This is a genomic window from Burkholderia pseudomultivorans (genome assembly GCF_001718415.1).
Taxonomy (GTDB): domain Bacteria; phylum Pseudomonadota; class Gammaproteobacteria; order Burkholderiales; family Burkholderiaceae; genus Burkholderia; species Burkholderia pseudomultivorans_A.
Genome location: NZ_CP013378.1, coordinates 2,222,430 through 2,234,078, shown reverse-complemented (window position 1 = coordinate 2,234,078; position 11,649 = coordinate 2,222,430). Strand labels below are relative to the sequence as shown.

Sequence of the window (11,649 nt, the reverse complement as noted above, 5' to 3'; positions counted from 1 at the left end):
GGAGTCTGTCATGTCCATTGCCCGCCGCACCACGCTGTCCAAGTTCCTGATCGAACAGCAGCGCGAGACCAACAACCTCCCCGCCGACCTGCGCCTGCTGATCGAAGTCGTCGCCCGCGCCTGCAAGGCGATCAGCTACAACGTGTCGAAGGGTGCGCTCGGCGACGCGCTCGGCACCGCCGGCAGCGAGAACGTCCAGGGCGAGGTGCAGAAGAAGCTCGACATCCTGTCGAACGAGATCCTGCTCGACGCGAACGAATGGGGCGGCAACCTCGCCGCGATGGCGTCGGAGGAAATGGAAACGTTCTTCCCGATCCCCGCGAACTATCCGCGCGGCGAATACCTGCTCGTGTTCGATCCGCTCGACGGCTCGTCGAACATCGACGTGAACGTGTCGATCGGCACGATCTTCTCGGTGCTGCGCTGCCCGGACGGCAAGCAGGCCACCGAAGAATCGTTCCTGCAGCCCGGCACGCAGCAGGTCGCCGCCGGTTACGCGGTCTACGGCCCGCAGACGGTGTTCGTGCTGACGACCGGCAACGGCGTGAACTGCTTCACGCTCGATCGCGAAGTCGGTTCGTGGGTGCTCACGCAAAGCAACATGCAGATCCCGGCCGATACGCGCGAATACGCGATCAACGCCTCGAACGCGCGTCACTGGTACGACCCGGTCAAGCGCTACGTCGACGAGCTGAACGCCGGCAAGGACGGCCCGCGCGGCGACAACTTCAACATGCGCTGGATCGCATCGATGGTCGCCGACGTGCACCGGATCCTGAACCGCGGCGGCGTGTTCATGTACCCGGCCGACAAGCGCACGCCGGACCGTCCGGGCAAGCTGCGCCTGATGTACGAGGCGAACCCGATGGCGTTCATCGTCGAGCAGGCGGGCGGCGCCGCGACCACGGGCACGCAGCGCATCATGGAAGTGCAGCCGACCGGCCTGCACCAGCGCGTGCCGGTGTTCCTCGGCTCGAAGAACGAAGTCGAGCGCGTGACGAGCTATCACAACGAAAGCCATTAATTTGCGCTGCAGCACTAGACGGGTGCGGATGACGCAAGTACAATCGCGCCTCGCGATGTGGCCCTCACGGGCTGCATCGCAGTGAAGTGAAAGCGGGGGAAGTCCGCCGGATCGATGGTTTCGCGAAACAGCAGCAGCAAGCTGAAAAAATTTTCGAAAAACCTATTGCCAAGACTTCAGAATTCACCCTATAATTTCATTTCTCTGCTGCCGGTGTAGCTCAGTTGGTAGAGCAGCGCATTCGTAATGCGAAGGTCGTAGGTTCGACTCCTATCTCCGGCACCAAGATATAAAGGCCTGACAAGCATCGCTTGTCAGGCCTTTTCTCTTTTCCGCGCGCGCAATCGTGCACGCCCTCTCCCGCTCCGCTTGCGGGCATCCCCCGACTCACGCGCCGCATCCGGCCGATTACAATCGCCGGATCCCCTGCCCTTCTCCTGCATCATGCGCACCTGGCGTCTCGAGCGACCGAACCTCACCGGGCAGCTGCACGTGTCCCGCGCAACGAGCCTCGTCGCCGCGATCGGCAGCAGCGAGCCGAACGCGTTCGCGACCGAAGTGCTGAAGCTGTTCGACGATGCGCTGTCGGTCACGCAATGCACGGTCTTCGCGTACGAGTTCGGCAACCGCCCGCGCACGGTGTCGGTCGCCGACCATCGCGGCGGCCGCTATCTGCGCGATGTCGCCGATACCTATGCGCGACACTTCTACGCGCTCGACGGCAACCAGACGATCGTATCGAGCGCGCAGCGCCGCACTCGGCGCCGCGACCTGCTGCTGCATCGGCAGGCCGGCGACGAGATCGGCCACGACGCGTATCGCGCGGCCTGCTACCGCGACCCCGACGTCTCCGAGCGGCTGTCGCTGCTGATGCAGCCCGACGACGCGGTCTGGCTGTCGATCAACCTGTACCGCGCGCATCGCAGCGGCGCGTTCGAGCCGCGCGCGATCGCCGAGATCGAGGCGCTCGCGCCGCTGATCGCGCAGGCCGCGAAACATCACTACGCGCTCGCCGGCGCCATGCAGATCGACATCCCGCAGCGGATGCTCGCGCGACTGCGCCGCGCATGCCCGACGCTGTCCAAGCGCGAGCTCGACGTGCTGCGCGGCGTGCTCGACGGCCAGAGCGCGCACGAGATCGGCGAGACGATCGGCGTGAAGGCATCGAGCGTCGTAACCTACCAGAAGCGCGCGTACCGCCGCCTCGGCATTTCCGGCCAGCGCGAGCTGTTCGCGCTGTGCCTGCAGCCCTGAGCGGTCGACGCCCGCCTGCCCCGCACGCATCGGGGTAAATCCCGGTCCGGGTGCCGTACCCGGAATGGGGACAGCGGCGCACCGGCCGGCTTCCATACTGCACGGACGCATCGCATGTATCGCCGCATGCGGGCACTGCACGCCGTCTACCTGGAAGCCAATCACGATGGGCATCGAATTCAAGCCATATCCGTTCGTCGCCGAGCGCCAGCCGGCCCACCTGCCGCCGCTCGATCGCGGCGTCGACACGCAGCGGCACGCCGTCGCGATCGTCGGCGGCGGCCCGGTGGGCCTCGCCGTCGCGCTCGGTCTCGCGAACCACGGGATCCGCAGCGTGCTGCTCGAGGCCGACGACGCGGTCTGCCACGGCAGCCGCGCCATCTGCATCTCGCGGCGCAGCCTGGAGATCATCGAGCGGCTCGGCGCGCTCGACGACTTCCTGCGCGTCGGGCTGCCGTGGACCGGCGGACGCAGCTTCTACCGCACCGACGAGGTGCTGCACTTCACGATGCCGCAGGACGAGAACCAGAAGCTGCCGCCGATGGTGAACCTCGCGCAGTACCACATCGAACAGTTCCTGTTCGACGCCGCGCGACGCCGCCCCGACCTGATCGAGATCCGCTGGCAAACGAAGGTCGTCGGCGTCGCACAACAGCAGGATGGCGTGCGCCTGGCCGTCGACACGCCGCTCGGCGGCTATGCGCTCGACGCCGACTGGATCGTCGCATGCGACGGCGGACGCAGCACGATGCGCGACGCGCTCGGCCTGTCGCTTCAGGGCACGAGCTACGAGGGCCGCTACGTGATCGTCGACATCGCGCTTGACAGCGACCGGCCGACCGAGCGGCTCGCCTATTTCGACCCGTCGTCGAATCCGGGCTCGACGGTGCTCGTTCACAAGCAGCCCGACAACGTCTGGCGGATCGACTACCAGCTGCGCGACGACGAGGATGCCGAAGCGGCCGTGAAACCGGAGAACGTGGTGCCGCGCGTGCAGAACCTGCTCGACATGATGGGCGAGCGCGGCGACTGGTCGCCGATCTGGATCACGATCTACAAGGCGAATGCGCTGACGCTCGAACGGTATCGGCACGGCCGCGTGCTGTTCTGCGGCGACGCTGCGCATCTCGTGCCGATCTTCGGCGTGCGCGGCGCCAACTCGGGCATCGACGATGCCGACAATGTCGCGTGGAAGCTCGCGTACGTGATCCGCGGCCTCGCCGCGGACGCGCTGCTCGACAGCTATTCCGACGAGCGCGTGTTCGCGACGCACGAGAATCTGCGCTACGGCACCAAGAGCACCGAATTCATGGCGCCGCCGTCGTTCGCGTTCGCGCTGATGCGCAAGGCCGTGCTGTCGCTCGCGAGCCGGCACCCGGCGCTGCGCTCGCTGATCAATCCACGCCAGACGTCGGCGATCGCCTATGCGGCGTCGCCGCTCAATGCCGCCGCGCGCGACGCGTTCGACGCCGGGCCCGCGCCCGGCACGGTGCTGGCCGAATGCCCGCTGATGCTGCATGCGACGCAGCACGGCGCAGTACGCCGCGCCCATCTGACCGACCTCGTCGCGCCGTGCTTCACGGCGTTCTGCTTCACGGCCGACGGCACGCCCGATCCATCGCTCGTCGATCTCGAACGTCGGCTGCATCGCGCCGGCCTGCCGTTCGCGCTCGTCGTGCTGGCGCGGCACGCGACACCGCAACCGCCGTCCTGCCGAGGCTACGACGAGGACGGCCGGTTGTTCCGCATGTACGGCGCGCGCGACGGCACCGTCTATCTCGTGCGGCCCGACGGACACGTACTCGGCCGCTGGCATGGCGCGCGCGCCGACGATCTGACGGCCGCGCTCGAACGGGCGGGCCTGCACGCGCATACCGCAGCCGATCCTCAGGAGAACGCATGATGACCGACGCCGACCGCGACACGTTCTACACCGCGCTTTGCACGACGATGACCCGCATCGGCGAAACCGATGCCCCGCTCTTTCTTGCCCGTTTCGCACTGCTCGCGATCGAGGCGATCGGCGACACCGCCACCGTCGCGCAACTGATTGCCGATGCGGGCGACGGGCTGCCCGATGCGTTCGCGCCGGCATCGACGCTCGGGCAATGACGGCTTCGTCCGTTTCTTACAAATTCATTTCATCAAGCCGGCTTTGCGCACACTTCACGTCGTGGGCAGACGAATTCCCTGGAAAATCCCGTTAAGGGTGCATAACATTACTTAACGATTCCGACCCGCCTATCGCGTTACATTGCGGGGGCGGCGCGGCGGGTCGCGAAGCCGCCTGCATCCAGCTTGCGGCGACACAGCCGACGTCCGGTCATTTCGACTCAACACAAGGAGAGGACCACCATGACTCATGGCTTGATTATGTGGCTCATCATCGGCGCGATCGCCGGCTGGCTCGCCGGACTGCTCGTCAAGGGCGGCGGGTTCGGGCTGATCGTCGACATCATCGTCGGCATCGTCGGTGCGGTGATCGGCGGCTGGCTTGCCGGGATCCTCGGCATCAGCATCGGCAGCGGCTTCATCGGCTCGGTGATCGTCGCGGTCGTCGGCGCAGTGATCCTGCTGTTCGTGATCCGTCTATTCAAGCGAGCGGCCTGACGATCGTCTCCACGCGCCTTCGGGCGCGTTTTCGTATCGGCACGGCGCGCGGCATTCGCCACGCGCCGTGCCCCCTTCAGCGGCGTTCGACGCGCCGCGGCCGGCCGTCGAGCAGAGCGCTCGTCGGCCAGCGGCCGGCCGATGCGCTCGCGCCCGCGCGCGCTTTCACAGCGACCATTTCAGTTCTCCATAGAATGTGCGGCCCGGATACGGGTGGAACACGTAGTAGCGGCGATCCGTCAGGTTGTCGATGCCGACCGACGCGCTCCAGTGACGATCGAGGCGATAGCGTGCCTTCAGGTCGACGACCGTGAACGCGCTCGTGCCGCCATAGACGTCCGGATTCACGTCGCTGTTGTCGAGCGTGTTGAACTGGCGGCCCGAATAGCGCACGCCGACGCTCGCCAGCCAGTGCTCGTCGAAGCGGTACGACGCGAGCAGGTTCGCGCGCATGCGCGGGATGCGCGGAAAACGCGAGCCGACGTACGCGGGGTTCGCGGCGTCGGCCAGGATCTGCGCGTTGCTCGCCGATACGTTCGCGTCGAGCGACAGCCCCTTCAGTCCGACGTTCTCGCCGCTGAACGCGAGTTCGACGCCGCGCACGCGCACACGGTCGACGTTCGAGATGTTGGTGACGGTCGACGCGCCCGACACGGTCGTCTGACTGTAGATCGAATCGCGCAGGTCGCTCTGGAACACGCTCGCGCGCACGACGCCGACACCCACGTCGCGCTCGGCGGTGAAGTCCCAGTCGATCGCCTTTTCCGGCCGCAGGTTCGGGTTGTTGTTGACGATCGCGTTGTTGGAGATCGTGCCCTGGAACAGCTCGCCGACCGTCGGGAAGCGCGTGCCGGTCGCGAACGACACGCGAAACCGCCACACGTCCGTCGCATCCCATTGCAGCGCGAGCTTCGGCGACAGCGCGTTCGCGCTGCGGTCGGCATAACCGAGCGTGCCGTTCGCGTTGCCGAGCGCGCCGCCGTATGCGTCCCAGCGTTCGTACCGCAGGCCGAGCGTCGCGAGCCAGCCCGGCGCGACACGCCATGCGTCCTGCGCGAACAGCGCCTGCGTGCGCGTGTCGCCGCGATAGACGCTCGCGAGCGACGTGGTGGGGCCGGCCAGCCAGTCGGCCGTGTTGTACGTGACGTTGCGCAGGAAGTAGTTGTCGTAGTGATAGCCGAACGTGAACGTGTGGCCCTTCACTTCAGGCGCCTCGGCCTTCAGGTCGAGCGTGCGCCAGCCCGTGCCGTCGCCCTGGAACAGCGTGCCCGCCCCGCCCTGCACACTCGACGCGGCGCGCAGCACGTCGCGCGACACGTCGTACGCGGACACGATGCCCGACAGCCGCCAGCCGGAGTCGAGCCGGCCGTTCAGGCCGAGCGCGTACAGCCAGTTCTCCTGGTCGCCGCGCTGCGGTGCGAACGCGCTCGGCGCGACGGTCATGTTCTGGCCGCCGATCGACACGTTGCCGCCGTAGACCGCATTGCCGGCCGCGTCGCGCAGGAAGGTCTCGCCGTGCTGCCGGTAATGGTTCTCCCAGTGCCCGAGCGTGAGCGTCGCGTCGACGTGGTCGGTGAACGCATAGCCCATCCGCACCGTCTCGTTGATCTGCTCGGTCCGCTCGAGCGACTGCGCGCCGACGATCGTGCGCGGCTTGCCGTTCGGCCCGATGTCGGCCGCCGCGCCGGTCACGGGCACCGCGGCGCCGAGTTTCGGGTTGTACGCGGCATTGGGGCTCGCGTACTGCATCGGCTGGCTGTCGTTCTCCAGCCGGTCGAGCGACAGCGCGAACCAGAAGCGGCCGACGCGGTTCGCGATCCGCGCGGTCTGATGATTGCCGCCGAAGCTGTCGGCAACGCCGTAGCCGTCGTGATAGCGCTGCGTGAAGAACTGCGTCGACAGCGACGCCTCGAGTTTTTCCGGGCGACGCGTGGTGAGCAGCACGGTCGAGCCGATCGCGTTGCCCGGATACAGCGCGGAAAACGGGCCGTACAGCACGTCGACGCGCGCGATGTCGTCGGGCGGGATCAGCGACCAGCGCGGCGGATACGCGTAGCTCGAGCCGAGCAGGTTCGACAGCAGCAGGCCGTCCGCATACACGAGCCCGCGCGCGCTCTGCAGTTCGTTGAAATCGCGGCCGGCGAACACGCTGTTGCGGTCGCCGATGTAGCGCTTGCGGACCATCAGGTTCGGCGCGTATTTCAGCGCGTCCTCGGTGTTGACGTTGGTGTGCGAGTCGATCTGCTCGCGCGTGATCGACTCGACGACGGCCGGCGTATCCGGATCGACCGGCTGCCGTTGCGCGGTCACGCTGACGGCGCGCAGCGTATCGCCCGCCGGGGCGGCGGACGGGGGCGCGCCGGCCGCGGCCGACGCTGAAGACGCGGCTGCGCCGGCGGAGCGGCCGGCAGCATCCTCGCGCGGATCGACGCGCGCGCCGTCCGTCGATGCCGCATGGGCGGCGGGCAACGCGAAAGCGGCTGCGCACGCGAGCGCGAGCCGGCCGCGCGACGCGCGCGCGGTGAAAGAGAACGACATGAGTGGATTCCTGAAAACGGGATCGGACGCCGCCGCGCGCAAGGCGACGCACCGCGCGCGAATGGCACGGCACGCGGCCCTGGCCGCGGGCGGCACGCGCGCCAAGGGCGCGCGAGCGACATCAGTCAGATCGGAGCGTTTTCAGGCGGGGCGCGCGGTTGCGCGAGACGGATGCGATTGCGCGGCAGATCGGCGACGACCGGTGTCACCGCGCGATACGCGTACGACCGCACGAAGCCCGGCATCGCAGGCAGGCTCGTGCCGAGCGCAACGTTCGCCGCGAAGCCCGGGCAGTACACGCAGTGCGCGACGCCGGCATGATCGAGCGACGACGTATCGCGGTCGCCGCCCGCCTGCGCGAGGACGACCCGATGCCCGCCTGCCGCGCTGCACAAATCGAGCGTGAGTTCGCCGGAACCGCTCGACGCAAGACGCGCATAGCCGATCACGGGCGACAGTACGTTCAGTACCAGCGCCAGCCAGACGAGGCCGATCCATCGCGTCGTACGTTTCATCGCGGCTCAGAAAAAAGTGCGCGCAAGTATAACAAGCGACTCGATTGTTGCCGATTCTGCAGAGGGTAATAGTCGGCATCGCACTGCACGCCGCAGCGCATGTGCCGTTAATACAACAGAGACAAAATCTAACGATTCGCCACTGGCATAAATCGGAGCGCGAGGTTGATAATCATTGGACCCGCTGGAGAAACGATCATGGACGAAAGACCAACCCGCATGCCGCCGCCCGAGCAAGTGATGAGCCCGGATCCGGAACCCGTCGGCGTGGAATTCCTCGCCGAATTGCCCGAGCACGTGCGGGCGTTCTTCGACGAGCAGCACAAGCTGTACTCGCCGAAGTGAACGACCGTTCCGCTCTGTAACCGCCACGTGTCGATCGTCGCCATCGTGCGGTACATCACTGCGTTTTCGGCGCAGTTCTCCTTGCACCCGGGCTGCAACGGCCTGACGGTGCCGGATCGGCTCGTCCGCTGATTCTCCTGTCGCGTCGTTCCGCCGCGCGACTGTCTTCGTCTATCCTTCTGGTTTTCCACCTCCGGCCCGCCCGGTTTCCCCTGATCGTCCCGATGAAGCAAGCCATTCGTGTCAGCGCTGCTGCCGCCGCGCTCGGCGTCGCCCTTTTCGTCCCGTCGCAACGCGCCACTGCCGATGGCGACGACACCGCGCTCACCAATCTCGTCGCGCTCGCGTCGCAGCGCCTCGCGCTCGCCGAACCCGTCGCGCGCTGGAAGTGGGCAAACCATCAACCGATCGAGGACCGCCCGCGCGAAGCCGCGCTGCTGGAGAACGTCGTCAGGCGCGCACCGCAGAGCGGCGTCGATCCCGCGTTCGCACGCGCGTTCTTCGAAGACCAGATCGCTGCCAGCAAGGACGTGCAGAACGCGCTGTTCGCCAGTTGGCGTGCAACGCGGCCGCCCGAAGGCACGCCGCCCGATCTCGCGACCGGCACGCGCCCGGCACTCGACCGGCTGACGCAGAAAATGCTCGCGGGCCTGGCGCAGGTTGGGCCGCTGCGCGATGCGCCCGACTGTCAGGCGCGGCTCGCGCGCAGCATCGCGAACTGGAAGACGCTCACGCGCTACGACTCCGGGCAGTCGCAGGCGCTCGATACGGCGCTGTCGCATGTGTGCGCGGCCGGCGGCGCAAGCGCGATCGGCTGAGGCTCGACCGACGATAGCGCCGCGTTGGCCGCGCGCCGCCCCGCTTACCCGGCCGGCGTCAGCGCTGCGAGCGGAATCAGTTGCAGACCGCGCGTGAGATGGGTCTGCAGCAGGCGGTGGGTAAACGGTTCGAAGGCGCCGTCGATGTCGTCGGCCGCGAGTTGCGCGGCGGCATCGAGCGATTCCGCCACGCCGAGGTAGCGCCAGCCGTCGATCACGTGGAACAGCCGGCGCTCGCCGTGCGCCTCGAATGCGACCGCGCCGTCGAACGGCCAGGGTGCAGCGCCGGCGCGACCCGCATCGGCGGGACGACGGTTGAACGACGGGCTCAGGCGGGCGATCCACTGCGCCTCGGCGAGCATCGCGCCCAGTTCATTGCCGGTTTCCCGCCATTCGATGCGTCGCACCTGCTGCGCGAGCCGCATTTCCTTCGCCGAACGCCGCTCGCCCGTCAGCAGCGCGCGCAGCCGCTGCCGCACGCGCACGCTACGGCCGACGTAAAGCGGCGCGTCGGCTTCGCCGAACAGCGCGTACGCGCCGCAGCCGGCCGGCGCCGTGTCGAGCCACGCCTCCGTCAGGTCGCCCCCGAGGCGGAAATGACGCGTCGTGCGGGCGATCTGGTCGCGCAGCCGTTCGAGTGGCACGATCTCGTGCAAATGGCGCCAGAACTGCCACAGCAGATCGGCGTCCGCGAGCGCGCGGTGGCGCGCCGCCGGCACGAGGCCGTGCCGCTCGATCAGCGCATCGAGCCCGTGCCGCGACTCGCGCGGAAACAGCGCACGCGACAGCCGCACCGTACACAGCACGTCGGGATTGAACGCAAGGCCGGCCCGCTCGAACTCGGCGCGCAGGAAGCCGCGATCGAAGCTCGCGTTGTGCGCGACGAACAGTTTGCCGTCGAGCCGCTCGAACAGCGCCGGCGCGAGCGACGCGAACGACGGCGCGTCGCGCACCATCGCCTCCGAAATGCCCGTCAGCTGCTGGATGAAGGGGGGAATCGACTGCCCGGGATTGACGAGCGAAGTCCAGGTCGACACGCCGAGCGGGCCGATTTCGACGACACCGATTTCGGTGATGCGATGCTCGACGGACGAGCCGCCGGTGGTTTCAAGGTCGACGAAAACGAGCGGCTGCTCGCAGGCGGGATCGGACGGGCGGGAATCGGACATGAAAAGACGGAAAAGCGACGCTTCCGTGAGTATGCACCGCCAGGCGGGGTCGCGGCCAGCCCGGCGCCCCGCCCTTTTCCGGCCCCGAAATGCAAAAAGCCCCCGCAATACGGGGGCCGGACGTGATCGGCAATGCGCGGCGCGTCAGATCGCCTGGATATTCGCTGCCTGCTTGCCCTTCGGGCCGACTTTCACATCGAACGAAACGCGCTGGTTTTCCTTCAGCGTCTTGAAACCGTCCATCCGGATTTCGGAAAAATGCGCAAACAAATCCTCACCGCCATTGTCCGACGTAATAAAGCCGAAACCTTTAGCATCGTTAAACCATTTCACGATACCGGTATCCATACCTTCGTTCCCCACTGGATTAGATCAAAAAAGCTACTTTTATAGCCGTTTCCCGAAATCCCGAAGCCGTACGCCGGCACCCGCGCCAGCCACCGCCCGGGGGCGGAGTGCTCACTTTATAAATTGGGCGATCAGGGCGCGTCAAGAAAATTTTTGGCGACCGCTTTATCAAAAAAGTGCTAATGCCGGTGGAATCGGTACCCGATCACCCATGATTAATTGATTCGCATCAGAAACCTGTCAATATTACCGGGATCGGATCATTTATTATTCGGAACGCGAAAATCCTACCGGGGACAAATCGATTCGGTAAATTCCTCGGGGTTTTTTCCGGGTTGCGGAAAGCGGGGGACGTTGCGATGCTGACATTATGTTGACTGGAGGGAGAGCGTCATGTGGCTGGACGGAATCAAGCGCTTCGCGAGCCGACTCGGGCGCCTGCGCCGCAAGTCCCGCGCGCTCGCCAACGCCACCCGTGAAACCCCTTGCGATACGGAGTTCGATCCGACGTGGCACGGCGACCACTGGCAAAACCTGCTCGCCTCGCCGCTGGACGCGCGTCATTACGTGATGGAAGACTGGACGTATACGCCGCCGCCGGCTGACACCGAGGCCCCCGCGCCCGCGGGCAAGCGTAAGCGGCGCTCGTACGCGCAATAACGGACGGAACGGTCGAGCAAAAAAAAAGCGCGACTGGGAAGTCGCGCCGACAAAGGTTTGGAGATCTTTTCCGTCAACGAAAAAGTCTGCTTCGGAAAGCAGAGATGGCAGTATAGCGAGAGAACATCCTTTCATTATCAATGCTCCGCACAAACCTCTATTGCCGATGTGTCAATAATCGCGCAATGGCGGCAGCCGACCGCTGCGCAATCCTGTCGCGATTGCGCAACGCCATTTCCGTACTCCTGATCGACTTCTGCGTTTTCCGCACCGCCGCAAATCCTTGATTGACGGGGGTTTGAGCGCATTTCTCCATTCTTGCGGAATCCAAAATACTGTATTGCTTAAAGCAGTTTTCTTCGCCGACC

At 66.3% G+C, this 11,649-nt stretch carries 12 protein-coding genes and 1 tRNA gene; 9 read left to right on the top strand and 4 right to left on the bottom strand.

Annotated elements, in window-relative coordinates; genetic code table 11:
- The first annotated feature begins 10 nt into the window (after positions 1-10).
- From WS57_RS22665 to WS57_RS22640, 6 genes are all read left to right on the top strand, one after another.
- A complete protein-coding gene (locus tag WS57_RS22665; protein ID WP_009690045.1) occupies positions 11-1,024 on the top strand; it encodes a class 1 fructose-bisphosphatase in 1,014 nt (337 codons plus the stop codon).
- 209 nt (positions 1,025-1,233) lie between these two features.
- A tRNA-Thr gene (locus WS57_RS22660) sits at positions 1,234-1,309 on the top strand.
- 159 nt (positions 1,310-1,468) lie between these two features.
- Positions 1,469-2,278, top strand: a complete 810-nt coding sequence (locus WS57_RS22655) for a helix-turn-helix transcriptional regulator (protein WP_009690046.1) — start codon at positions 1,469-1,471, stop codon at positions 2,276-2,278.
- A 166-nt stretch (positions 2,279-2,444) separates the two neighbouring features.
- Positions 2,445-4,181, top strand: coding sequence for an FAD-dependent oxidoreductase (locus WS57_RS22650; RefSeq protein ID WP_059602595.1), 1,737 nt, complete (start codon positions 2,445-2,447; stop codon positions 4,179-4,181).
- Positions 4,178-4,390 carry a hypothetical protein gene (locus tag WS57_RS22645; protein WP_059602594.1) on the top strand — a complete coding sequence of 71 codons (213 nt, stop codon included), beginning with the start codon at positions 4,178-4,180 and terminating at the stop codon, positions 4,388-4,390. The genes WS57_RS22650 and WS57_RS22645 overlap by 4 nt, the downstream gene beginning before the upstream one ends.
- Positions 4,391-4,633: 243 nt before the next feature.
- Entirely contained in the window at positions 4,634-4,888 is a 255-nt protein-coding gene (locus tag WS57_RS22640) for a GlsB/YeaQ/YmgE family stress response membrane protein (protein ID WP_039343362.1), read from the top strand.
- A gap of 165 nt (positions 4,889-5,053) precedes the next feature.
- On the opposite strand, the gene WS57_RS22635 is transcribed toward WS57_RS22640, so the two are convergent.
- Positions 5,054-7,426, bottom strand: coding sequence for a TonB-dependent receptor (locus tag WS57_RS22635; RefSeq protein WP_069244878.1), 2,373 nt, complete (start codon positions 7,424-7,426; stop codon positions 5,054-5,056).
- A 125-nt stretch (positions 7,427-7,551) separates the two neighbouring features.
- Positions 7,552-7,941, bottom strand: a complete 390-nt coding sequence (locus WS57_RS22630) for a DUF2946 domain-containing protein (protein WP_009690994.1) — start codon at positions 7,939-7,941, stop codon at positions 7,552-7,554.
- A gap of 198 nt (positions 7,942-8,139) precedes the next feature.
- Here WS57_RS22630 and WS57_RS37675 point away from each other — a divergent pair, with 198 nt between their 5' ends.
- Positions 8,140-8,286 carry a hypothetical protein gene (locus tag WS57_RS37675; RefSeq protein WP_009690993.1) on the top strand — a complete coding sequence of 49 codons (147 nt, stop codon included), beginning with the start codon at positions 8,140-8,142 and terminating at the stop codon, positions 8,284-8,286.
- Between the two features lie 224 nt (positions 8,287-8,510).
- Positions 8,511-9,104 carry a chorismate mutase gene (locus tag WS57_RS22625; RefSeq protein ID WP_009690991.1) on the top strand — a complete coding sequence of 198 codons (594 nt, stop codon included), beginning with the start codon at positions 8,511-8,513 and terminating at the stop codon, positions 9,102-9,104.
- A gap of 44 nt (positions 9,105-9,148) precedes the next feature.
- On the opposite strand, the gene WS57_RS22620 is transcribed toward WS57_RS22625, so the two are convergent.
- Positions 9,149-10,273, bottom strand: a complete 1,125-nt coding sequence (locus WS57_RS22620; protein WP_009690990.1) for an exonuclease domain-containing protein — start codon at positions 10,271-10,273, stop codon at positions 9,149-9,151.
- Between the two features lie 144 nt (positions 10,274-10,417).
- The gene (locus WS57_RS22615; RefSeq protein WP_006764903.1) at positions 10,418-10,621 is read right to left on the bottom strand and encodes a cold-shock protein; all 204 of its coding nucleotides are present in this window, start codon (positions 10,619-10,621) and stop codon (positions 10,418-10,420) included.
- 393 nt (positions 10,622-11,014) lie between these two features.
- On the opposite strand from WS57_RS22615, the gene WS57_RS22610 reads away from it, so the two are divergent.
- Positions 11,015-11,281 carry a hypothetical protein gene (locus tag WS57_RS22610; RefSeq protein WP_009690989.1) on the top strand — a complete coding sequence of 89 codons (267 nt, stop codon included), beginning with the start codon at positions 11,015-11,017 and terminating at the stop codon, positions 11,279-11,281.
- Positions 11,282-11,649 lie beyond the last annotated feature (368 nt).